At 69.8% G+C, this 23,142-nt stretch carries 17 protein-coding genes and 3 tRNA genes; 13 read left to right on the top strand and 7 right to left on the bottom strand.

The window, feature by feature from the left end:
• Positions 1–67 precede the first annotated feature (67 nt).
• The 9 genes from NFU04_RS02795 to NFU04_RS02755 all read left to right on the top strand — a co-directional run bounded on the left by NFU04_RS02795 (position 68) and on the right by NFU04_RS02755 (position 6,648).
• A complete protein-coding gene (locus NFU04_RS02795) occupies positions 68–520 on the top strand; it encodes an acetyl-CoA sensor PanZ family protein (protein WP_251308006.1) in 453 nt (150 codons plus the stop codon).
• Positions 517–2,895, top strand: coding sequence for an AsmA family protein (locus NFU04_RS02790; protein WP_251308005.1), 2,379 nt, complete (start codon positions 517–519; stop codon positions 2,893–2,895). The genes NFU04_RS02795 and NFU04_RS02790 overlap by 4 nt, the downstream gene beginning before the upstream one ends.
• 61 nt (positions 2,896–2,956) lie before the next feature.
• Entirely contained in the window at positions 2,957–4,042 is a 1,086-nt protein-coding gene (mutY, locus tag NFU04_RS02785; RefSeq protein ID WP_251308004.1) for an A/G-specific adenine glycosylase, read from the top strand.
• 23 nt (positions 4,043–4,065) lie between these two features.
• Entirely contained in the window at positions 4,066–4,338 is a 273-nt protein-coding gene (locus NFU04_RS02780) for an oxidative damage protection protein (protein ID WP_146803005.1), read from the top strand.
• 73 nt (positions 4,339–4,411) lie between these two features.
• Positions 4,412–4,487 (top strand) — tRNA-Phe (locus NFU04_RS02775).
• 6 nt (positions 4,488–4,493) lie between these two features.
• Positions 4,494–4,568, top strand: a tRNA-Gln gene (locus tag NFU04_RS02770).
• Positions 4,569–4,629: 61 nt separating this feature from the next.
• Positions 4,630–4,705, top strand: a tRNA-Thr gene (locus tag NFU04_RS02765).
• A gap of 256 nt (positions 4,706–4,961) precedes the next feature.
• Positions 4,962–5,897, top strand: a complete 936-nt coding sequence (thpD, locus tag NFU04_RS02760; protein ID WP_251308003.1) for an ectoine hydroxylase — start codon at positions 4,962–4,964, stop codon at positions 5,895–5,897.
• Between the two features lie 85 nt (positions 5,898–5,982).
• Entirely contained in the window at positions 5,983–6,648 is a 666-nt protein-coding gene (locus NFU04_RS02755) for a fumarylacetoacetate hydrolase family protein (RefSeq protein WP_251308002.1), read from the top strand.
• Positions 6,649–6,733: 85 nt separating this feature from the next.
• Here the strand turns inward: NFU04_RS02755 and speA are convergent, their stop codons facing one another.
• The 3 genes from speA to NFU04_RS02740 form a co-directional block, all read right to left on the bottom strand.
• On the bottom strand, positions 6,734–8,635 hold the full coding sequence (gene speA / locus NFU04_RS02750) for a biosynthetic arginine decarboxylase (protein WP_251308001.1): 1,902 nt from the start codon (positions 8,633–8,635) through the stop codon (positions 6,734–6,736).
• Positions 8,632–9,594: a homoserine kinase gene (locus NFU04_RS02745; protein WP_251308000.1), complete on the bottom strand. Its 963-nt coding sequence runs from the start codon at positions 9,592–9,594 to the stop codon at positions 8,632–8,634. Before NFU04_RS02745 ends, speA begins: the two co-directional genes overlap by 4 nt.
• Before the next feature lie 75 nt (positions 9,595–9,669).
• Positions 9,670–9,936 (bottom strand): DUF2782 domain-containing protein, encoded by a 267-nt coding sequence (locus tag NFU04_RS02740; protein WP_251307999.1) that lies wholly within the window; start codon positions 9,934–9,936, stop codon positions 9,670–9,672.
• Positions 9,937–10,089: 153 nt separating this feature from the next.
• Here NFU04_RS02740 and polA point away from each other — a divergent pair, with 153 nt between their 5' ends.
• Complete coding sequence (gene polA, locus NFU04_RS02735; protein ID WP_251307998.1) at positions 10,090–12,852, top strand: DNA polymerase I; 2,763 nt, start codon at positions 10,090–10,092, stop codon at positions 12,850–12,852.
• Between the two features lie 119 nt (positions 12,853–12,971).
• Here the strand turns inward: polA and NFU04_RS02730 are convergent, their stop codons facing one another.
• Complete coding sequence (locus NFU04_RS02730) at positions 12,972–14,000, bottom strand: Fe(3+) ABC transporter substrate-binding protein (protein ID WP_251307997.1); 1,029 nt, start codon at positions 13,998–14,000, stop codon at positions 12,972–12,974.
• A 213-nt stretch (positions 14,001–14,213) separates the two neighbouring features.
• Here NFU04_RS02730 and NFU04_RS02725 point away from each other — a divergent pair, with 213 nt between their 5' ends.
• Entirely contained in the window at positions 14,214–15,332 is a 1,119-nt protein-coding gene (locus NFU04_RS02725; protein WP_251307996.1) for an ABC transporter ATP-binding protein, read from the top strand.
• On the opposite strand, the gene NFU04_RS02720 is transcribed toward NFU04_RS02725, so the two are convergent.
• A complete protein-coding gene (locus tag NFU04_RS02720) occupies positions 15,291–16,946 on the bottom strand; it encodes an ABC transporter permease (RefSeq protein WP_459382061.1) in 1,656 nt (551 codons plus the stop codon). The genes NFU04_RS02725 and NFU04_RS02720 overlap by 42 nt on opposite strands.
• A 224-nt stretch (positions 16,947–17,170) precedes the next feature.
• On the opposite strand from NFU04_RS02720, the gene NFU04_RS02715 reads away from it, so the two are divergent.
• Both NFU04_RS02715 and NFU04_RS02710 read left to right on the top strand, forming a co-directional pair.
• Positions 17,171–19,393, top strand: a complete 2,223-nt coding sequence (locus NFU04_RS02715) for a tRNA(Met) cytidine acetyltransferase TmcA (protein ID WP_251308019.1) — start codon at positions 17,171–17,173, stop codon at positions 19,391–19,393.
• A 137-nt stretch (positions 19,394–19,530) separates the two neighbouring features.
• Positions 19,531–20,991, top strand: a complete 1,461-nt coding sequence (locus NFU04_RS02710) for an aminoacyl-histidine dipeptidase (RefSeq protein ID WP_251307994.1) — start codon at positions 19,531–19,533, stop codon at positions 20,989–20,991.
• A 143-nt stretch (positions 20,992–21,134) separates the two neighbouring features.
• On the opposite strand, the gene NFU04_RS02705 is transcribed toward NFU04_RS02710, so the two are convergent.
• Together NFU04_RS02705 and NFU04_RS02700 are read right to left on the bottom strand one after the other, a co-directional pair.
• Entirely contained in the window at positions 21,135–21,608 is a 474-nt protein-coding gene (locus tag NFU04_RS02705) for a Dps family protein (protein ID WP_251307993.1), read from the bottom strand.
• Positions 21,609–21,708: 100 nt separating this feature from the next.
• Positions 21,709–22,860 carry a glycerate kinase gene (locus NFU04_RS02700; protein ID WP_251307992.1) on the bottom strand — a complete coding sequence of 384 codons (1,152 nt, stop codon included), beginning with the start codon at positions 22,858–22,860 and terminating at the stop codon, positions 21,709–21,711.
• Between the last annotated feature and the right edge of the window lie 282 nt (positions 22,861–23,142).

Below are 23,142 nucleotides of genomic sequence, written 5' to 3'. Positions count from 1 at the left end.
ATCCGCTACAATGCCTGGCATCGATGGGCGGCCGGAGCCGCCGCTCCGGCCCATGGAGAGACACCACATGCCGGTTACCCTTCACAGGGTCGATCACGCCACCTGGGCAGCGGATGCCCAGGTGGCCCTCGACCTCTCGCGTATCTATGCCGATGCCCCGGCGCAGCGCCTGCCGTTGCCCTCTGACGACTATATCCGTCAGCACCTGGAGTCCCGGGGTACCTTCTGCTGTGCTCGCTTCAACGACCGCCTGCTGGGGGCCGTGGCGGTCACCGAGGACCCCGAGGCCTGGTGGCTGGCCAACTTCTGCGTGCGCAAGACCACCCGCCGCCGGGGCGTCGGCTCGCGGCTGCTGGCCCTGGTGGGGGAGGCCGCCAGTCGCGATGGACGCGTGCTGCGGATCGCCGCCGAGCCATTGACCATGGACGATCAACTGCTGCTGTCGCGCCTGGGCTACCGGCCCTCGGTGGACGGTCGCTACTTCGAGTTCGAACCCCCGGCCAAGGAGTCGCCCGAATGAGAGCCTTGCTGCGAGCCCTGCTGGCGGTGGTGGGAGTGCTGGGCCTGGTGATGGTGGCGGCGGTGATCTATGTCACCACCTTCTTCGATCCCAATGAGCTCAAGCCGCGACTGATTCAGGTGGTGCGCGACCAGAGCGGCCTGGAGCTGGCCCTGGACGGCCCCCTGAGTTGGTCCTTCTATCCCCGCCTGGGGGTCAGTGTCTCCGAGGCGGAGGCCTGGCTGCCGGAGCAGGCGGCGGAGGCGGCGCCCTTCGTGGCCTTCGACCAGGCCGAGGTGAGCCTCGCCTTCGCCCCGTTGCTGCGCGGCATGATCGCCATCGAGGGGCTGACCCTGGATGGCATGCGCCTCAACCTGGAGCGTGATGCCGAGGGGCATGGCAACTGGGAGAGCCTGCTCGAGCGCCTCGATGGCGAGGAGGCCGCCGAGCGGGCCCTGGCCCCGGCCGCCGCCGGCGTCGCTCCGGGGGAGGTCGGCATGGCGGTGGCCCTGGCCCCGGCCGCCGCCGGCGTCGCTCCGGGGGAGGTCGGCATGGCGGTGGCCCTGAATATCGCCAGCGTCGAGCTGCGTGAGGGGCAGATCAGTTATGTGGATCGCCGGCAGGACCTGCGGCTTCAGGCCGAGGCGGTGCAGATGACCGGCACCCAGGTCAATCCCAGCCGCGCCTTCCCGCTGCGTGGCGATTTCACCCTGCGCACCTACCCCGAGGGTCAGGAGGCGCCACGCTATACCAGCCAGGTGGGCTTCGACGGTCGGGTGCGTCTGGGGCTCGGCGACGGCCGCTACCGCCTGGAGGATGCCAGCCTGACCACCCGCACCGAGCTGGCCGAACTCGACGGGCATCGCCAGCGTGTCGATCTTAGCCTGGCAGAGCTGGTGGCCGAGCCGGCCCTGGGGCGCTATCGCGCCGAGGGTGGGCGCCTGGAGCTGGGACTCTCCCATCCCAGGCTGGGCGAGACGGAGCTGCCGCTCTCCCTCGCCTTCGTCGCCGATGCCGACCTGCGCGCCCAGGAAGTGATGCTGCGCGAGCTGGAGCTGGAAGGCCCCGATGACCTGCGGCTGAGCGGCAACCTTACCGCCAGCCAGCTGTTCGTGGCGCCCCAGTACACCGGCCAGGTGAGTCTGGCGCCGCTCTCCCTGCGCCCCTGGTTGAGCCGCTTCGAGGCCCTGCCGGCGACCCGCGATGCGGACGTCCTCACCGATGTGGCCCTGACCAGTCCGCTGCGTGGTGCCCCCGGCCAACTGGAACTCAGCAACCTGACGCTGATCCTGGATGGCTCCACCTTCACCGGTCGCCTGGGGGGGCGGCTCGACGGTTCGGCGCTGAGTTTCGACCTGCAGGGCGACCGTCTCGACCTGGATCGCTATCTGCCACCGGACGCGCCACCCGAGGACGCCCAGGCCTCGCTGCCCGGGATCGCCGCGGCCCAGGCCGAAGGCGACGCGGCCGGCGCCCTGTCGCTGGAGTGGTTGCAGGGGCTCGACCTCGACGGGCGGCTGGCCCTGGGCCAGTTTCGGGTCTTCGCCCTGGAGCTCGACGAGGTGCGCCTGGGCGTGGGCAGCGAGGGGCGGCGGCACCGCCTGGAGTCGCTGGAGGCACGCCTCTACGATGGCACCCTGACGGCCAGCGGCGAACTCGATCAGGGCGAGTCGCCGGTCCGCTGGGCGCTGAGCCCGCGGCTGGAGCAGGTACGGGTGGCCCCGGTCTACGCGGCCCTGCTGGAAGAGGCCTCGCCGCTGCGCGGCCGTCTCAACCTCGAGGGCGAGTTGACCACCCGAGGAGACCGCCCGGCGCGCTGGTCCAACCACCTCAACGGCCGCCTGGCCCTGGATATCGAGGATGGCGCCATGCTCGACGTCAATGTCTCCCGCCAGATGTGCGAACTGGTGGCGGCCCTGGAGGGGGAGCAGAGTCAACGCCAGTGGAGCGACGAGACCCGCTTCGAGCGGGCCCAGGCCGGCCTGGTGATCCGTGACGGCGTGGTCCACAACGAGGACCTGGATATCGCCGTGCCGGGCATCGCCCTGGGAGGCGAGGGCCAGCTCAACCTGGTGACCCGGCGCTTCGACTATGCCGCCCGGGCACGTTTCGTGGATACCGCCGATGCCGCCTGCGCGGTCAACCCGCGCCTCGAGCGGGTGCCCCTGCCGGTGCGCTGTACCGGCAGCCTGGACGATGCCCCGGCCGGCTGGTGTCGTTTCGACCGCCAGGCCTTCCAGGACGCGGTGGCCGGCCTGCTGCGCGACGAGGCCGCCGATCGCGTCAGCCGCGAGGTGGAGCGCCACCTGGACGAGGCTACCCAGGGGCTCGAGGAGCGCCTCGGCGAGGGTGCCGGCGAGGAACTTCGTGACACCCTGCGGGGTCTATTCAACTGAGCATCAGAAAGCCAGTCTCTGCGCCGACCCCGTGTCGGCGCTTTTTTATGCGTGATAGCCGATGACCGACGACCAGACCGTGCCTCCCTTACTCTCTTCCGCCGAGTTCCAGCGCCGCCTGCTGGCGTGGTTCGATGCCCATGGCCGCAAACAGCTGCCCTGGCAGCAGGACAAGCGCCCCTACCGGGTCTGGGTCTCGGAGATCATGCTGCAGCAGACCCAGGTGGCCACGGTGATTCCTTATTACCAGCGCTTCATGGCGCGCTTCCCGACGGTGCAGGCCCTGGCCGAGGCGCCCCAGGACGAGGTGCTGCACCTGTGGACCGGCCTCGGCTATTACGCTCGGGCCCGTAACCTGCACCAGGCCGCCCGGCAGGTGGTCGGCGAGCACGGCGGCGATTTCCCGGTACACAGCCTGGACGCCATGGCCGCGCTGCCGGGCATCGGCCGCTCCACCGCCGGGGCCATCATCGCCATCAGCACCGGTCGCCGGGCGGTGATCCTCGACGGCAACGTCAAGCGCTCCCTGACCCGGCTGCACGCCCTGCCCGGCTGGCCGGGGCGCAGCGCCGTGGAGCGCCGCCTGTGGGCCCTGGCGGAGCATTACACCCCCGAGACGCGGCTGCCCGACTACACCCAGGCGATGATGGACCTGGGCGCCACCCTGTGTCGGCGGGGCCAGCCCGAGTGCGGGCGTTGCCCCTTCGAGGACGTCTGCCTGGCCCATGCCCGGGGCGAGGAGAAGCGCTTCCCCGAGGCCAAGCCGAAGAAGGCGACGCCGGTGCGCGCCACCCAGATGCTGCTGCTGCGCGACGCCGAGGGACGGGTACTGCTCCAGCAGCGGCCTCCCACGGGGTTGTGGGGTGGGCTCTGGTGCTTTCCCCAGTTCGAGGAGGAGGCGGCCCTCCAGGCCTGGCTCGATACCCACGCCCCGGGCGCCGAGCTGGAGACGGCCTGGTCCTCCTTCACCCATGTCTTCAGCCACTTCCGCCTCGAGATCACCCCGCGGCCGGCGCGTACCCGGCGCCAGACGGCGGTGACAGAGTCGGGCAGCCTCTGGTACAACCCCCGACAACCGGCCAGCGTGGGGCTGGCGGCGCCGGTCAAGGCGCTGCTGGATACCCTCGGCGATGACTTGCTGACCTGATCCCAACACGCAGGAGAGACCCCATGACCCAGACCGTGATGTGCCGCAAGTACCAGCAGGAGCTGGAAGCCCTGCCCTTTCCGCCGCTGCCCGGCAAGAAGGGCCAGGAGATCCAGGCCACCGTCTCCAAGCGGGCCTGGGAGGAGTGGCAGGCCCTGCAGACCCGGCTGATCAACGAGAAGCACCTCAATATGCTCGATCCGGAGGCGCGGGCCTACCTGATGGAGCAGCTCGAGCGCTTCCTGGACAACCGCGATACCGACCAGGCGGAGGGCTATGTGCCCCCCTCGAACTAGGCCGCCAAGGTTTTGAAAGAAAAAGGCTTGACCGGGAGAAAGCTTTCTAGTTAAATACGTCTCCGTTGGCAGGGGCCAGATAGCTCAGTCGGTAGAGCAGGGGATTGAAAATCCCCGTGTCGGGGGTTCGATTCCCTCTCTGGCCACCACGCTGCTGGGGTATCGCCAAGTGGTAAGGCACCGGTTTTTGGTATCGGCATGCGCAGGTTCGAATCCTGCTACCCCAGCCATCGCCAACCCAGTTTCTCGTAGCACCGTGTGTAAGGTGCAGGGTTGCAAGGCAGTGCCCACGCCGGCATAGCTCAGTTGGTAGAGCAACTGACTTGTAATCAGTAGGTCCCGGGTTCGACTCCTGGTGCCGGCACCAACGACATTGCAATCCCATCAAGCCCTTATGCACATCAGGAGAGTCGCCCACGAGGCGGCTTTTTTGTGCTTGTCGACAAAGCGTCGACGCCTGGCCCAAAGGGCACGCGCCGCCCGTCCGGGCGAACTTGAAAGCCGCTTCCGGCGCCCCTACCTCGATAACGCGGCGCCGCGGATCGCCGGCGCACTCTCGGCACTTCACCGTACTGCCGGACTGAACCTGAGACCCCGATCACAAGCCTCTGGAGGTGATTTGGATGTCAGTACAGACCGCATCCCGTACCGCTAATGCCCCCATGAACCAGCACCAGGACCCTTACCCCACCCGTCTGGCGCGGCCCCTCGACATGCCCTGGCTGAAGCGCCAGGAGGCGGTGGTCAAGGGGCGTGACCTGGACGGCCCCCTGGGCGCGGCCCAGCTCGACGAGTTCGAGGCCAAGGGCTTCCTCTTCGAGCCCGATTTCCTCGATGCCGAGGAGGTCGAGGCACTGCGCGACGAGCTGGCCGTCCTGCTGGATCGGGACGACTTCCGTGGCGAGGAGTTCGCCATTACCGAGCCGCACAGCCAGGAGATTCGCTCGCTGTTCGCGGTGCACTTGCTCTCCGAGCGCCTGCGGCGCCTGGCCGAGGATCCGCGCCTCACTCGACGGGTGGCGCAGATCCTCGGCGGCGAGGCCTATGTGCACCAGTCGCGGATCAACTACAAGCCGGGCTTCGAGGGCCAGGGCTTCGCCTGGCACTCGGACTTCGAGACCTGGCACGCCGAGGATGGCATGCCGGCCATGCATGCGGTCAGCGCCTCCATCGTCCTGACCGAGAATCACGCCTTCAACGGCCCGCTGATGCTGATCCCCGGCTCCCATCGGGTCTTCGTGCCCTGCCTGGGGGAGACCCCGGAGGCCCACCACAAGCAGTCCCTCAAGCAACAGCGCTTCGGCGTGCCGGGCCGCGAGGCGCTGAGCGAGTTGATTCGGCGCGGCGGCATCGAGGCGCCCACCGGGGCCGCCGGCGGCCTGCTGCTGTTCGACTGCAATGTGCTGCACGGCTCCAACGCCAATATGTCGCCGGATCCGCGCAGCAACGTCTTCTTCGTCTTCAATCGCCGCGACAATGCCTGCGTGACCCCCTATGCGGCCAAGGCACCGCGCCCCGACTTCCTGGCCCATCGCCCGGGGTCCGGCGGGTCGCCCTGAGGGGCGTCGATCGGCGCCGGAATCGGGTAGACTGTGGTCAATCCCGTGGCGCCTCGGCGCCGCCGCTGCCTGTTCAGGAGACCCCATGCGCTTCGTACCCCGCTTCACCGATGGCCAGGACTTTTCCCAGGCGCTCGGCAAGATCGTCTGCGTCGGCCGCAACTACGTCGACCATGCCAAGGAGCTGGACAACCCGGTGCCCAGCGAGCCGCTGCTGTTCATGAAGCCGGCCACCAGCGCCGTGGCCCTGGACGAGCCCATCGATGCCCCCTTCTCCCGGGGTGAGGTGCACTTCGAGACCGAGCTGGCGCTGCTGATCGGCGAGACCCTGAGCGAGGCCACCGCCGCCGAGGCGGAGCGCGGCGTGGTGGGGATCGGCCTGGCCCTGGATCTGACCCTGCGCGACGTCCAGTCGCGACTCAAGGAGAAGGGGCACCCCTGGGAGGTCGCCAAGGCCTTCGACGGGGCCTGCCCGCTGTCGAACTTCCTGCGCCTGGAGCGGGTGCCCAACTGGAGCGCCCTGACCTTCAGCCTGGATATCGACGGCGAGCGTCGCCAGTATGGCGAGGGCGCCGACATGATCTTCCCGGTTGCCACCCTGCTGGCGGAGATCTCCCGCCACTTCACCCTGGAGCCGGGAGACGTGGTGATCACCGGCACCCCCGCCGGGGTCGGCGAGCTGCCCCGTGGCAGCGAGCTGCACTTTACCCTGACCGGTGGCCTGGAAGTGGTGACCCGGGTCGTCGACTAGGGCCCGACGCCGGCAAGGCCCAGCAAACGCAGGAGGCCCCGCAGCAGCGCTGCGGGGCCTCCGTCGTTCGGGCTGGGTGAAGGGCCTACTCCAGGTAGGTATAGCCCTCCAGTCCCGCCGAGAGGTCCTCCAGGAAGGCCTCCCGTTCGCCGGCCTCCAGGCCGCTGGCCGCCAGTTGGCCGGCCAGGTGACGGCGCAGCACCTCGGTATCGAAGTTCACGTGGCGCAGCACCTGGGCCACGGTATCGCCGTGGATCGCCTCGGAGAGCACCCAGTTACCATCGGCGTCCAGGGCGGCGTCCACCGAGTCGGTGTCGCCGAAGAGGTTGTGCAGGTCGCCGAGGATCTCCTGGTAGGCCCCCACCAGGAAGAAGCCCAGCAGCTTCTCCTCGTCGTCGGCCCACTCCGGCAGCGGCAGGGTGGTCTCTACCCCCTCGCCGTCGACGTAGTTGTCGATGCGGCCGTCGCTGTCGCAGGTGATGTCCTGGACCACGGCGCGGCGGGTCGGCTCCCGATCCAGGCCGCTCAGCGGCAGCACCGGGAAGATCTGGCGGATGCCCCAGACGTCGGGCACCGACTGGAACAGCGAGAAGTTGACGAACAGCTTGTCGGCGAGCTTCTCGGCCAGCTCGTCGAGGATCTCCCGGTGGGCGCGGTTGCGGGTGTTGAGGCGCTCGCGCAGGCGCTCGCAGGCGGCGAAGTAGACCGCCTCGCCCTCGGCCCGGGCCTCGATGCCGGCCAGGCCCATCACGAAGCGGTCCTGCAGCTCGCCGATGGCCTGGACCAGGTCATGGTAGGCCTCGACCAGGCCGCGGGGCTCGCGCATCGCCTCCAGGCGATCATGCACCCGGCGCAGCTCGTCCACCTGGGGGTCGCCCTCGACCCTCGCCTCCGGCGCCCGGGTGGGGGTGCGCTCCTCGCCGATCACGTCGGCGATCAGCACCGCGTGGTGGGCGGTCAGGGCGCGCCCCGATTCGCTGATCAGGTGGGGGTGGGGCAGCCCCTGATCCTCGCAGGCCTGGCGGAAGGCCCAGACCACGTTGCTGGCGTACTCGCGCATCGAGTAGTTGATGGAGAACTCGCTGCGCGAGCGGGTGCCCTCGTAGTCGATGCCCAGGCCGCCGCCCACGTCCACGGTATCCACCGGGGCGCCCAGCTCCCGCAGGCTCTGGTAGAAGCGCGCGCATTCGCGCAGGCCGCGCTGGATATCGCGAATATTGGCGATCTGCGAGCCCAGGTGGAAGTGCACCAGCTGCAGGCTGGCCAGGGCGTCGCTCCGCTCCAGGCGCTCCACCACGCCCAGCACCTGACTGGCGGTGAGGCCGAATTTGGACTTCTCGCCGCCGGTGTCCTGCCACTTGCCGCGCCCCACCGAGGCGAGGCGGGCGCGCAGGCCGATGCGCGGCTTGACCTTCAGGCGCTCGGCCTCCTCGAGGATGATATCCAGCTCGGAGAACTTCTCCACCACCAGGTAGACCCGATGGCCGAGCTTCTCGCCCATCAGCGCCAGGCGCACGTACTCGCGATCCTTGTAGCCGTTGCAGACGATCAGCGAGGAGCCGTCGCCGGACAGCGCCAGCACCGCCAGCAGCTCCGGCTTGCTGCCCGCCTCCAGGCCGACCCGGCCGTGGCCGCGTTCCTGGGTGGCGAGGATCTCCTCCACCACCCGGCGCTGCTGGTTGACCTTGATCGGGTAGACGGCGGTATAGCCGCCGTCGTACTGCTCCTCGCGCATGGCCAGATCGAAGGCGGCGCAGAGCTGCTCGACCCGGTCATGCAGGATATCGGTGAAGCGTACCAGCACCGGCAGGCGCAGGCCGGCCTCGCGCAGCTGGCTCACCAGGCCGCGCAGCGGCAGGGCCGGGCCCTCGATCTCGGTGCCCAGGGGGCGGACCAGGGCCTGGCCGCTATCGTCCACATCGAAATAGCCGCTGCCCCACTGGTCGATATTGTAGGTGCGGCGCGCCTTGGCGGCGGGTGAGGTCATGGCTGGCTCCGTTCGGGCAAGGGTAGGGCGCCGTGCTGGATACGCTCCAGCAGGATGCTACGGAACTGTTGCGGATCATGGGGCGTCAGGTCGTGGGCCGGCGGATCCACATAGACCACCAGCAGCCGCGACAGCCAGTAGCGCAGGGCGGTGAGGCGCAGCATCATCGGCCACACCTTGCGCTCCTCGTCGCTGAGCGGGCGACGGGCCTGGTAGGCGCCGAGCAGTGCCTCGTAGCGGTCCGCGTCCAGGCGTCCCTGGGCGTCGCAGGCCCAGTCGTTGATGACGATGGCCAGGTCGAAGAGCAGGTCGCCGGTACAGCCGTTGTAGAAGTCGATCAGCCCGCCCAGGCGATCCCCCTCGAAGAGGGTGTTGTCGCGGAAGAGGTCGCCGTGGAGGGCGCCCTGGGGCAGGCGCGAGGCGTCGCCGAAGATGCCCTGGTAGGTCTCCACCTCGTCCTTCATCAACGCCTGGTCTTCCGGCGACAGGTAGACCAGCACCCGGTGGTGCATGGCCACCAGCCAGTTCAGGTCGCGGGGATTGGGACGGTGCCCCGGGAAGTGGCGGGAGACCGCGTGCAGGCGCCCCAGGGCATCGCCCAGGGCCCGGCACTGGGTCAGGTTGGGGGCCTCGGGGTGCTTGCCGGGCAGGCGCGGGAAGAGCAGCGCCGGCTTGCCGGCCAGGCTCTGCAGGGCCGTGCCGTCGCGATCGTGCAGGGGGCCGGGCACCGGCAGGCGGTGCTCGTCCAGGTAGTCGAGCAGCTCGACGAAGAAGGGCAGTTCCTCGTGCTCGCCCTGCTCGAAGAGGGTCAGCACCAGCTCACGGCGATCCGTGGTGACGAAGTAGGTGGTGTTCTCGGTGCCGCCGGCCACGCCCTCGAGTCGGGTCAGGGTGCCGGCATCGAAGCGTTCCAGAAAGTCTGCGACCTGAGTCTCGCTCAGCGGGGTGAATACGGCCATGAGTCTCTCGCCCGGATTATCAGGCCGCCTATTGTACTCGCTTGCCCGGGTGATGCATCCCCGCTTGAGCGGCCCTTAACGCTCCTGTACCCAGGCGGGGATCTCCACGCCGTTGCCGGCCTGACGCTGGAAATTGCCGTCGCCGTTGCGGTCCACCAGGAAGTAGCGCTCGCCCTGGGCGGGGCGCACCTCGATGGCGTAGAGCTGGCCGTCGAGGCGGTATTCGCGAACCGTGCGCTGGGCCTCCTGGCGTTCGGTGACCTGCGGCGTCTGGGCCGCGACGCCGCCCGAGGCGAGAAAGGCGGCGAGTCCCAGGGCGAGGAGTGGGCGGAGCGATGGCATAACGACCTCCGAGGTTAAGAAACGCCGTTCGTAGTATAGGACCCCGGTCCGGCCGGGGGAATTCCCCAGGCGATGGCGTCACGGCCTGACGCGGCCGCCGCCGCTGCGTATCATGGGCCCACGATATTGCCGCCGCAACTGGATACTCCGATCATGGCCAAGCCCCCCATCGTTCTCGTCGACGGTTCCTCCTACCTCTACCGTGCCTTCCATGCCCTGCCGCCCCTGACCACCTCCAAGGGGCAGCCCAGCGGCGCGGTAAAGGGCGTGCTCAATATGCTCAAGAGCCTGATCAAGGAGTACCCGGACAGCCCCATGGCGGTGGTCTTCGATGCCAAGGGCAAGACCTTCCGCGACGACCTCTACGCCGAGTACAAGGCCCAGCGCCCGCCCATGCCCGACGACCTGCGCGCCCAGGTGGCGCCGCTTCACGACTGCATTCGCGCCCTGGGGCTGCCGCTGCTGTGCATCGAGGGGGTCGAGGCGGATGACGTCATCGGCACCCTGGCCCGCCATGCCACCGAGGCCGGCCGCGACGCGGTGATCTCCACCGGCGACAAGGACATGGCCCAACTGGTCAATCGGCATATCACCCTGGTCAATACCATGAAGGGCGAGACCCTCGACGAGGCCGGGGTGGAGGAGAAGTTCGGCCTGCCGCCGTCGCTGATCATCGACTTCCTGGCCCTGATGGGCGACAAGGTGGATAACATCCCCGGCGTGCCCGGGGTCGGCGAGAAGACCGCTCTCGGCCTCCTGCAGGGCATGGGGGGCGGCCTGGAGGCGATCTACGCCGATCTCGATCGGGTCACCGGCCTGGGCTTTCGCGGCGCCAAGACCCTGCCCAAGAAGCTCGAGGCGAATCGCGACCAGGCCTTCCTCTCCTACCAGCTGGCCACCATCAAGACCGACTGCGAGCTGCCGGTGGGGCTCGACGACCTGGATATCGCCCACCCGGATCGGGAGCGCCTGGTGGAGCTCTACCGGGAGCTGGAGTTCAAGACCTGGCTGGCGGAGCTGCTCGAGGGCAAGGACGAGGGCATCGATGACGTGGCCACGGGCAGCTCGGCCGCGGCGGAGGGCGAGGTCGCCCCGGCGAGCCCCGAGCGCCGGGACAGCGTGATCCTCGAGCAGGCCGATTTCGACGCCTGGCTGGCGCGCCTCGAGGCCGCCGAGGCCTTCTGTTTCGACCTGGAGACCACCAGCCTCGACTATATGCAGGCGGAGATCGTCGGCGTGGGGCTGGCGCTCGAGGCCGGCGAGGCGGCCTATATTCCCCTGGCCCACGACTACCTGGACGCCCCGGCCCAGCTCGACCGCCAGGCGGTGCTCGAGGCCCTCAAGCCGCTCTGGGAAGACCCCGCCAAGGGCAAGATCGGCCAGAACCTCAAGTACGATATCTCGGTGCTGGCCAACTACGAGATCCGTGTGGTGGGGCCGCTGACCGACACCATGCTGGAGTCCTATGTGCTGGACTCCACCGCCACCCGCCACGACATGGACTCCCTGGCCCTGAAGTACCTAGGCGAGAAGACCACCTCCTTCGAGGAGATCGCCGGCAAGGGCACCAAGCAGCTCACCTTCAACCAGATCGCCCTGGAGCAGGCGGCGCCCTATGCCTGCGAGGACGTGGACATCACCCTGCGCCTGCACCAGACCCTGCGCCCGCGCCTGGAAGGAGAGGGGCGCCTGGCCGAGGTGCTCGATACGCTGGAGCGGCCCTTGATCCCGGTGCTGTCACGCATGGAGCGCCATGGCGTGGCCCTGGACGCCCAGCGCCTGCACGAGCAGAGCCAGGAGCTGGCCACGCGCATCCAGGCCCTGGAGGCCGAGGCCTATGAGCTCGCCGGCCGCGAGTTCAACCTGAGCTCGCCCAAGCAGTTGGGCCAGATCCTCTTCGAGGAGCAGAAGATCCCGGTGCTCAAGAAGACCCCCAAGGGGGCCCCCTCCACCGCCGAGGCGGTGCTCGAGGAGCTGGCGCTGGACTACCCGCTGCCCAAGGTGATCATGGAGCACCGTGGCCTGGCCAAGCTACGCTCCACCTACACCGACAAGCTGCCGCGGCTGGTCAACAAGGCCTCCGGGCGGCTGCATACCAGCTATCACCAGGCGGTCACCGCCACCGGGCGACTCTCCTCCTCCGACCCCAACCTGCAGAACATCCCCATCCGCACGGAACAGGGGCGCAAGATCCGCCAGGCCTTCGTGGCGCGCCCCGGCTACCGCATCGTCGCCGCCGACTACTCGCAGATCGAGCTGCGCATCATGGCCCATCTCTCCGAGGACCCGGGGCTGCTGAGTGCCTTCGCCGAGGGGCGCGATATCCACGCCGCCACCGCCGCCGAGGTCTTCGGGGTGCCCCTGGACAAGGTCTCCCCGGACCAGCGGCGCAGCGCCAAGGCGATCAACTTCGGGCTGATCTACGGCATGAGCGCCTGGGGGCTGTCGCGGCAGCTGCACCTGGAGCGCAATCAGGCGCAGACCTATATCGACCGCTACTTCGATCGCTACCCCGGGGTGGCCCGCTATATGGAGCGCATCCGCGCCCAGGCCGCCGAGGACGGCTATGTGGAGACCGTCTTCGGCCGGCGCCTCTACCTGCCGGAGATCCATGCCCAGAACCGCGCCCGTCGCCAGGGCGCCGAGCGCACCGCCATCAATGCCCCCATGCAGGGCACCGCCGCGGATATCATCAAGCGCGCCATGATCGAGGTCGACGCCTGGCTGCGGCAGGCCGAGGACGTCGACGCCTGGATGGTGATGCAGGTCCACGACGAACTGGTCTTCGAGGTGGCCGAGGCCCAGGTGGACGACTTTATCGAGGCGGTGAAGGCGCGCATGACCGATGCCGCCGAGCTGCGCGTGCCGCTGATCGTCGAGGCCGAGAGCGGCGCCAACTGGGACCAGGCCCACTAGGAGGCGCCTGACGGAAGGGAGTGCCACCCTGAACGCGGCGATGCGCAGGCATGGCGCCCAATGCAAAGACCCGCGGCCTGGGCCGCGGGTCTCGGGGTGCACCGGTTAAGGCGTAACGCTTAGCGCCAGCCGACGCGATCGAAGGTACGGATCGCTTCCGGGTTGTTCTCGCCGAGGACGCTGATATTCAGGTCGTCGGTGGCGAAGTTGCCCCAGGACTCCAGCACGGCGTCCTTCTTCACGCCCTCGACGACCGGGAACTCGTAGTTGCCGGCGGCGAACAGCTCCTGGGCGGTGTCGGAGGCCAGGAACTCCAGCAGGCGGACGGCGTTGTCGCGGTTCGGTGCGCCTTCCACCACGCCGGCGCCGCCGACATTGACGTGGGCGCCGCGGCCTTCCTGGTTGGGGAAGAAGATACCGACGCGGCGTGCCGCCTCGCGATCCGCTTCCTCGTCGGAGTTGAGCAGGCGCACATAGTAGTAGTGGTTGGCCACGGCGATATCGCACTCGCCGCTGGCCACGCCACGGATCTGGTCGGTGTCGCCGCCCTCGGGGTCGCGGGCCATGTTGTTGACCACGCCCTGGGCCCAGGCCTCGGCTTCCTCTTCGCCGTGATGGGCGATCATCGAGGCCAGCAGGGACTGGTTATAGATGTTGTTGGAGGAGCGAATGCAGACCTCGCCCTCGAAGCGCGGATCGGCGAGGTTCTCGTAGCTGCCGATCTCGCTGGGATCGATGCTCTCGCGATCGTAGAAGATCGCCCGCACCCGCTGGCTGAAGCCGAACCACAGGCCTTCCGGATGGCGCATGGCTTCCGGCAGGCGCTCATTGAGCACCTCGGACTCGATGCCCTGGAAGATGCCTTCCTGCTCGGCGCGCCACAGGCGGCCGGCGTCCACGGTGATCATCACATCGGCGGGGCTGGCGGCGCCTTCGCGCTGGATGCGCTGGATCAACTGGTCGGAATCGCCTTCCAGCACATTGACGTCGATGCCGGTCTCGGCGGTGAAGGCATCGAAGAGCGCCTGATCGGAGTCATAGTGCCGCGCGGAGTAGACATTCACCTCGTCGGCGGCGACCTGGGACGCGAAGGCCGAACCGGCCATGACCATGGCGATGGTGGCGGCGAGACGGTGACGGTTGAGCATCGAGCACCTCTAAGAGTGGCAGTTTATTGATTGTCGCTAGAATGATAATGCTTCGTATTAGTTTCACTATCATTGAACCGTTTCCCATCGGTTCCGTCAATACTCCCTGGCGACACCGGGATGAGAATGCGAGTAAAAGGTAACCGCGGTTGGCGCATTCTCGCGTAAGATGGGCGGACACTCATTCGTCGTTGAATCCGATCGTTCGAGCCTATGACCAGCACCGAGACTCTCGCCGATATCGCCCAGGTCGCGCCACACCCCGCCGGCGCCCTCTCCCTGCAAGGTGTCCGCCATGCCTACGATGGCCATGCCGTGGTCCATGACGTCAGCCTGGAGATGGCGCCGGGGGAGGTGGTCTGCCTGCTCGGCCCCTCCGGCTGCGGCAAGACCACCCTGCTGCGCATCGCCGCGGGCCTGGAGCCGTTGCAGGAGGGCGAGCTCTTCCTCGGCGGCGAACGCATCGCCGGCCCCGGGCTGCGTCACCTGCCGCCGGAGAAGCGCAACGTCGGCCTGGCCTTCCAGGACTCGGCGCTCTTCCCGCACCTGACGGTGCTCGACAATGTCACCTTCGGCCTCGAGGGGCAGCCCGCCAAGCTGCGCCAGCAGCGCGCCCTGGCGCTGCTCGACCAGTTGGGCATGGGCGGCTACGCCAAGAGCTACCCGCATATGCTCTCCGGGGGGCAGCAGCAGCGCGTGGCCCTGGCCCGGGCCTTGGCTCCGGCGCCGCAGCTGATGCTGCTGGACGAGCCCTTCTCCAGCCTGGACGCGCGGCTGCGCGATCGCATCCGCGACGATACCCTGCATGTGCTCAAGCGGGTCGGTGCGGCCACCCTGCTGGTGACCCATGACCCGGAGGAGGCGATGTTCATGGCCGACCGCATCGCCCTGATGCGCGACGGGCGCATCGTGCAGATGGGCACCCCCCAGGAGCTCTACTGCGAGCCCAAGGATCCCTTCGTGGTGACCTTCTTCGGCGAGGTCAACGAGTGGCGGGGGGAGGTGCGCAACGGCGTGGTGCAGACCCCGGTGGGGCCGGTGCGTGCCGCGGGGCTGGCCGAGGGCGCGGCCGCCCGGGTGCTGATCCGCCCCGAGGCGCTGAGTGTCACGTCACTGGAGGGGCCCGCCGAGCACGGCGTCAGCCATGTGATCATGGCGCGGCTGCTGGGGCGCTCCAGCCTGCTGCATATCTGTGCCCACTGGCCGGACGGCGAGCATCACCTGCATGCCCGGGTGCCGGGGGTCTTCCTGCCCGAGGAGGGCCAGCCGGTCGGTCTGGCCCTGGATCCGTCACAGGTCTTCGTCTTTGCGGACGCCGCTGCCGGGGCGTGAGCGGCGCATCGCCAGGCTCAGCAGGATCACCGGGATGATCCCCACCACCACGATGGCCAGGGAGGAGGTCGAGGCCTCGGCGAGGCGCTCGTCCGAGGCCAGGTTGTGGGCCCGCACCGCCAGGGTGTCGAAGTTGAAGGGCCGCAGGATAATGGTGGCGGGCAGCTCCTTCATCACGTCGACGAAGACCAGGATGCCCGCCGCCAGCAGGCTGCCGCGCATCAGCGGCGTATGCACCCGGCGCAGGGTGCCGCCGGCGGTCTGGCCCAGGGTGCGGGAGGCGGCGTCCATGGAGGGGGTGACCTTGCCCAGGCTCGCCTCGATGGTGTTGAAGGAGACCGCCAGGAAGCGCACCACATAGGCGTAGACGAGGATAAAGGCGGAGCCGCTGAAGACCAGCCCGACGAGCATGCCGTAGTGCGTCTGCAGGTACTCGTTGAGGCGGCTGTCGAGCCAGGCGAAGGGGATCAGGATGCCCACCGCCACCACCGAGCCGGGGATGGCGTAACCCATGGCGGCGATGCGCGTGGCGGTGCGGGTCACGGAGGTGCGGCTCAGGCGCGCCCCGTAGCTGAGCACCACCGCCAGGCCCACCGCCATCAGCGCCGCCAGGGCGGCGAGGATCAGGCTGTTGCGGGCGAAGTCGATAAAGCGTCGGCCGAACAGGGAATCGCCCTCGGCGATGGCCATATCGAGCAGCAGCAGGCTGGGAATCAGGAAGCCGACCAGCACCGGCAGGGCGCAGGCCAGGAAGGCCCCCAGGCCGCGCAGGCCGCCCAGGCGATACTCCGGAAGCTGCTGATAGCGGCTCGAGGTATGGAAGTAGCGGCGCTTGCCCCGGGACCAGCGCTCCAGCAGCACCAGGGTCATCACGAACAGCAGCAGGCAGGCGGCCAGCTGGGCCGCGGCCACCGGTTCGCCCATGCCGAACCAGGTGCGGTAGATGCCGGTGGTGAAGGTGTCGACGCCGAAGAACTGCACCGCGCCGAACTCGTTGAGGGTCTCCATCAGCGCCAGCGACACCCCGCCGACGATGGCCGGCCGCGCCAGGGGCACGGCGATGCTCGAGAAGAGTCGCCAGGGCCCGCGCCCCAGGGTGCGGCCCACGTCCAGCACGCACACCGACTGCTCCAGGAAGGCGGCTCGGGCCAGCATATAGACATAGGGGTAGAGCACCAGGGTGATCAGGGTGGCGGCGCCCCCCAGGGAGCGGATATTGGGGAAGTAGTAGTCGCCGCGACCCCAGTCGAAGAGCTCGCGTAGCCCGCTCTGCAGGGGCCCCGCATACTGTAGGAAGTCGGTGTAGGCGTAGGCGATCACGTAGGTGGGCACCGCCAGGGGCAACAGCAGCGCCCATTCGAAGATCCGCCGCCCCGGGAAGCGGCACATCACCACCAGCCAGGCGGTGGCGGTGCCGATCAGCGCCGTGCCCAGGCCCACGCACAGCGCCAGGATCAGGGTGTTGGTCAGGTAGCGGGGCAGCACGGTCGCGGCCAGGTGCTGCCAGACGCCCTCGGTGGGCATCAGGACATGGGCCAGCACCGTGATCACCGGCAGGGCCACCACGGCGGCGATCACCAGGGTGAGCAGGGTCCAGGGGCTGATATGGGGCAGGAAGCGGCGAGCGGGTGGAGCCGCGGTCTGGCTGGGGGGGTGGGTCACGCGGGGCCTCCTGCCGGAGCACGATATAGAGTGAAATGGGACGAAATCTCAGCGACGAATCATAGCAGTTAGCCACCGGCTTGGCAGCCGTGGGGCGCCCCGCCGGCCTGGCTGGCGCCTGGTATCGCGTCGCGCCGCTGCTACACTGCGGCCCTCAGGAGGTGTCCCCCTTGTCGATGACCGAAGAACTCGCTCCCCTGCTGGCCTGGCGCGGTGCCCTGGCCGAGCGCCAGTGGCGTGGCCTGGTGTGGCTGGCCGGCGATGCCGAGGCGTGCCGGGCACGGGCCCTGGCGCTCTGGAATGCCGCCGCCTGGGCCCGGCCGCTATGGGTCGCCGACCATCCGCCCGCCGGGGTCGCGGAGCATGACCTGCCGCCCGGCAAGGCGCGCACCCGCCTGGGCGGCGAACATGACCTGATCGTCTTCGCCGCCCAGGGCGCAGGCGAAGGCTTCGACCCGGAGGCCTTCGGCGCCCTGGCCGGTACCCTGCGTGCCGGCGGCCTGCTGGTGCTGCTGACTCCCGCCGACTGGGGGGCGGCGCCCGATGCCGACTACCGGCGCCTGGCCGAGCACCCCTATCGGGTAGAGCAGCTTAGCGCCCGCTACCTGGCACGGCTGGCGCGGCTGCTGGCGGACGCCCCGGAGGTCCTGAGCTGGCGCCCCGGCACTGCGCCGCAGCCCCCCCGGCCGGGCGAGGCGGTGCCCGTGGCACCGAGCCCCGATGGCGACTGCCTGACCCGGGATCAGGCCGAGGCGGTGGCGCGGTTGGTCAAGCTGCGGCGTCGGCGTCCCCTGGTGCTCACCGCCGACCGCGGTCGCGGCAAGAGCGCCGCCCTGGGCATCGCCTGCGCCCGCTGGCTGGCCGCCGGCGAGCCGCGGATCTTCCTCACCGCCCCGCGTCCCGCCGCCCTGGAGGCGCTATTCGAGCGCCTCGCCGCGCTGTGCCCCGAGGGGCGTCGCCAGGGCAACGATTTCCGTCTCGAGGCCAGCGGCCAGGCGGTGACCTTCCTGGCCCCGGACGCCCTGCTGGCGGCCCTGGAGGCCGGCGAGATCGATGCCAAGGGGGGGCTGCTGCTGGTGGACGAGGCGGCGGCCATTCCCGCTCCCCTGCTGGGGCGCTGGCTGGGGCACTTCCCGCGGCTGGTCTTCGCCACCACGGTACACGGCTACGAGGGCTCGGGGCGCGGCTTCGCGCTGCGCTTTCGCGAGCACCTGGAGCGCCAGGCCCCCCAGTGGCAAGGGCTGCGGTTGATCACCCCGGTGCGCTGGGCCCCGGGAGACCCCCTGGAGGCGCTGACCGATCGCCTGCTGCTGCTGGACGCCGAACCCGCCGATCCACCGGCGGCGCTGCCGCCTGTCTCGGCCCCGAGTCGTCGGCGCCTGCCGTTGCTGGACGCCGAACCCGCTGACCCGCCGCCGGCGGCCCTGAGTCGTCGGCGATTGCGGCGCGCCGAACTGGCCGCCGACGAGCCACGCCTGCGGGCCCTGTTCGGCCTGCTGGTACAGGCCCACTACCGTACCCAGCCCAGCGACCTGCGCCAGCTGCTCGACGGGCCCGGGGTGCATATCACCAGCCTGGAAGCGAGTGGGGCGCCCCTGGGGGTGACCCTCTGCGTGGAGGAGGGGGGCTTTTCCGCCGAGCTGGCGGAACGGGTGGCCCGGGGAGAGCGTCGCCCCCGGGGGCACTTGCTGGCCCAGTCCCTGGCCGCCCATGCCGGCTCCCGGGCGGCGCTGCGGGCGCGGCTGCGCCGGGTGATGCGTATCGCCGTGCACGGTGACTGCCGCCGCCAGGGCCTCGGCGAGGCACTGCTGGCCGGCGAGCTGGCCCAGGCCCGCCACGACGGCATCGACCTGTTGGGCGCCAGCTTCGGCGCCGAGCCGGGGTTGCTGGCCTTCTGGCGCGCCGCGGGGTTCCGCGCGGTGCGCCTGGGGCTGACCCGGGAGGCCGCCAGCGGCGAGCATGCGGTGATGGTGGTCTGCCCCACCAGCCCCGCCGGCGAAGCCCTGGCGGCGACGCTGGCCGAGGGCTTCCAGGCCCTGCTGCCCAGCCTGCTGGCCTTCGAGCTCGAGGCGCTGGACCCCGAGCTGGCCCTGGCGCTGCTGGCGGAGGGAGCGGCGGGGCCCCTGACCCCGGTGCAGCGCCGCGACCTGGAGGACGTGGCCTTCGCCAAGCGCGCCCCGGCCCTGGCGCGCCCGGCCCTGCAGGCCGCCCTGCGCCGGGCGCTGGCCCGCGGCGCGCCCCGGGATGACCACGCCTGGCTGCTGGTGGCGGCGCTCTTCCAGGGCCGCGACACCACCTGGCTGGCCCGGTCCCTCGGACTTAGCGGTCGGCGCGAGGTGGAGGCCCGGCTGCGCCGGGCCCTGGCGGCGCTGGTGCCCTTTCTGGATGACCCGGACTAAAGCCGCTTTCGCCCTCTCGTAGGCGGTGGCCGGGTGTCGGGGGCGGGGAGGGGCTGACTGCCTTGGCGCGGTAAACGACTTTTCCTGGTCGTGACCGGCCGGTAAGGTAGGCCGGTTATCGACCGAACAGAGCCGCTATGAACGCACATCTCGAACAGCTCGAGCCGCGCCTGCTGTGGCGCCACTTCCGTACCCTGTGCAATACCCCGCGCCCCTCCGGCCATGAGGCGGCCCTGGTGGCGGCCCTCGAGGCCTGGGCCGAGGCCCGGGGCCTGGCCCATGATCGCGACGCCTATGGCAACCTGCGTATCCGCAAGGCGGCCAGCCCCGGGTGTGAGGCGGCCCCCGGGGTGATCCTCCAGGGTCACCTGGACATGGTGGCCCAGGCCAACGCCGATCATCCCCACGACTTCACCCGCGACCCCATCGACACCTATGCGGCGGAGGGCTGGCTGCACGCCCGGCACACCACCCTGGGCGCCGACAACGGCCTGGGGGTGGCCGCGGCCCTGGCGATCCTCGAGGACGAGAGCCTGGTGCATGGCCCCCTGGAAGCGCTCTTTACCCTGGAGGAGGAGTCCTCCATGGGCGGCGCCCTCAACCTCGCCGAGGGCTGGCTTCAGGGGCAACTGCTGCTCAACCTGGACTCCGAGGATCGTGGCCAGGTCTATGTGGGCTGCGCCGGTGGCGCCGACGTGGTGGTGGAGGCGCAGCTACCCACCAGTCCCCTGAGCGAGGAGGAGCGTCCCTATCGCCTGGCCCTGACCGGCCTGATGGGCGGCCACTCCGGCATCGATATCCACAAGGGGCGCGGCAACGCCAACCGTTTACTGATGCGGGTCCTGCGCGCCCTGGCGCCCTGCGAGGTGCGGTTGATCGACTACCAGGGGGGCACCCTGCGCAATGCCCTGCCCCGGGAGGCCTTCGCCACCCTGGCCCTGCCGGAGGACGAAGTGACTGCGGCCCAGGCAAGGCTCGAGGCCCTGGCGGCGGAGCTGCGCGCCGAGCTCAAGGGCGTCGACGAGGGGCTGCGCCTGACGCTAAGCCCCTGGGGCGACGAGGTCGAGGAGGCCCTGACCCCCACCGCCAGCCATCTGCTGGTGGACGCCCTGCACGCCGCCCCCTGCGGGGTCGAGAGGATGAGTGCCGAGCTGCCCGGGGTGGTGGAGACCTCCAATAACCTGGGGGTGGTGAGCCTGGCGGCGGGGCGCTTCCATCTCTGTGCCCTGGTGCGCTCCCTGCGCGATAGCGCCACCCGGGACCTGGCGGATCGCTTCCGCGCCCTGTTCGGGCTGATCGGTGCCCGCACCCGGGTGGAGAACGCCTATCCCGGCTGGACCCCCGACCCCGACAGCCGGCTGCTGGCGCGTTTTTGCGACCTGCATCGACGCCGCCTGGGCCGCGACCCGGAGGTCAAGGTGATCCATGCGGGGCTGGAGTGCGGCATCCTGGGGGGCAAGTACCCGGACCTCGAGATGATCTCCTTCGGGCCGCTGATTCGCGGGGCCCATTCGCCGGACGAAAGAGTCGAGCTGGACTCCGTCGAGGAGTTCTGGGGGCTGCTGCGGGCCCTGGTGGAGGAACTGGCCGACTCGTAGGTCGGATAAACGAGCCTCGGGCGAGGGCATCCGACATGGGGCGTCGGATGCGCCTTCGGCTTATCCGACCTACGCCGCCCCTAACGCAGAACGCCGCCCGACATGGGCGGCGTTCTGGTGGGTTTCTCGGATTGGCGTCCGGCTTAGCCCAGATAGGCGTTCAGCATCCAGACGGTCTTCTCCTGCTCGCGGATATAGTCGCCGGCCTGGGCGGCGGTGCCCTCGTCGTCGGCGTCCGAGGCCAGGGAGAGGATCTCCCGCTGCAGCTCGATCAGGGTCTGGTAGCCCTTGAGCACGCCGCGCACGCAGGCCTCGCCATCATGAACGTTCTTCTCCTCGGCGATGCGCGACAGCTGGGTGTAATCGCTGTAGGCGTGCACCGGCTGATGGCCTAGGGTCAGGATGCGCTCCGCCACCTCGTCCACCTTGGTCAGCAGGTCGGTATAGAACTCCTCGAACTTGGTGTGCAGCTCGAAGAATTGCGGGCCCTTGACGTTCCAGTGGTAGCCCCGCACGTTCATGTAGAAGACCTGGTAATTGGCCAGCAGCTCGTTGAGCTTCTCGGCGAGCTGGCTGGCGCTGGATTCGTGCAGGCCGATGGCATTGATATCGGACATCTGGGATGCCTCCTTGATCCTTGGGTGAATGCTGAGTCCAGTCTAGGCCCCGAGGGGGGCGATGATAAGACGTTTCTTATCATCGCTCCCATAGTCGGCCTTAATCGCGCACCGGCGCAAGGCGCCAGGCGCGGATCAGCCGGATCAGGCTCTCGGCGCGATCCGCCAGCAGCTCGTTGCAGCGCGTCAGGGCACTGTCCAGGTCCATGGGGCCGTCGGCCAGGGCGAAGGCGGCGGTGACGCCCTCGTCATGGGCGGCCTGCCACTGGGGCCCCAGGCGCCCCGCCAGCACCACGCAGGGGATCTCGGCGGCCCGGGCGCGGCGCGCCACGCCCACCGGCGTCTTGCCGGCCAGGCTCTGCCCATCCAGCTGCCCCTCGCCGGTGATCACCAGGTCGCTGCCCTCGAGCAGGGCGGCGAAGTCGACCTGCTCCATCACCAGCTCGATACCGGGGCGCAGGTCGGCGCCGAGGAAGGCGCGGGCGGCGAAGCCCATGCCCCCGGCGGCCCCGGCCCCGGCCAGGTCGCGATGCTCCTCGCCGAGGATGGCGGCGACCCGCTCGGCGAAGTTCGCCAGGGCGGCATCCAGGCGGGCCACCTGCGTCGCGTCGGCGCCCTTCTGGGGACCGAAGACGGCGCTGGCGCCGCGTTCCCCGAGCAGGGGGTTGTCCACGTCGACGGCGGCCTGCACCTCCAGCCCGGCCAGGCGCGGGTCCAGATCATCGAGCTCGAGGCGATCCAGCTCGGCCAGGGCCGCGCCACCGGGAGGCAGGGCCTCGCCGCGGGCATTCAGCAGGCGGGCGCCCAGGGCCTGGAGCATTCCCGCCCCGGCGTCGTTGGTGGCGCTGCCGCCGAGGGTCAGCAGCAGCCGGCGGGCACCGGCGTCCAGGGCCGCGCGGATCAGCTCGCCGGTGCCGAAGGTGGAGGCGTTCAGGGCGTCCCGCTCGTCCCGGTGCAGCGCCTCCAGGCCGCTGGCCTGGGCCAGCTCGACGAAGGCGGTGCGCGACTCCGCCAGCCAGCCCCAGGCCGCCTCGATGGGGCGCCCCAGGGCATCCTGCACCCGAGCCAGGCGGCGTTCGGCGCCGGTGGCGGCGAGCAGGGCGTCCAGGGTCCCTTCGCCGCCGTCGCCCAGGGGGCAGAGCACGCAGCTGGCCTCGGGGGCGGCGCGGCGGATACCCTGGGCGATGGCGGCGGCGGCATCGCTGGCCGCCAGGGCATCCTTGTAGCTGTCGGGGGCGATCAGGATCTTCATCTCGGGGTCTCCTGGGACTCGAGCCGTGGGCCGGCGGTCAAGCGGCGTCTCATTCGTCCGCATGTGCCGGGGGCGGTGCCGGGGTTACGCTGAGCATAAGAGCTGACCGGGCCCCTTGCACGTCCCGCGGGCTCTTGTAGATTTCCCGGGGCCCGGCGGGGGGCACGACAGCGACATGGCACTGGGCCCGATCAGCGCCGGCTTCTGCCGCGGCCTGAGGGCCACCATCGAGGAGACAACGATATGAAACGCGTCTGGTTTGGCGTCCTGGCCCCCCATGAG

The sequence above is a fragment of the Halomonas sp. NCCP-2165 genome (assembly GCF_023708045.1).
In the GTDB taxonomy this organism is placed as follows: Bacteria; Pseudomonadota; Gammaproteobacteria; order Pseudomonadales; family Halomonadaceae; genus Bisbaumannia; species Bisbaumannia pacifica.
The sequence above is the reverse complement of the archived record's forward strand: the minus strand, read 5'-3'. Positions and strand labels throughout refer to the sequence as shown.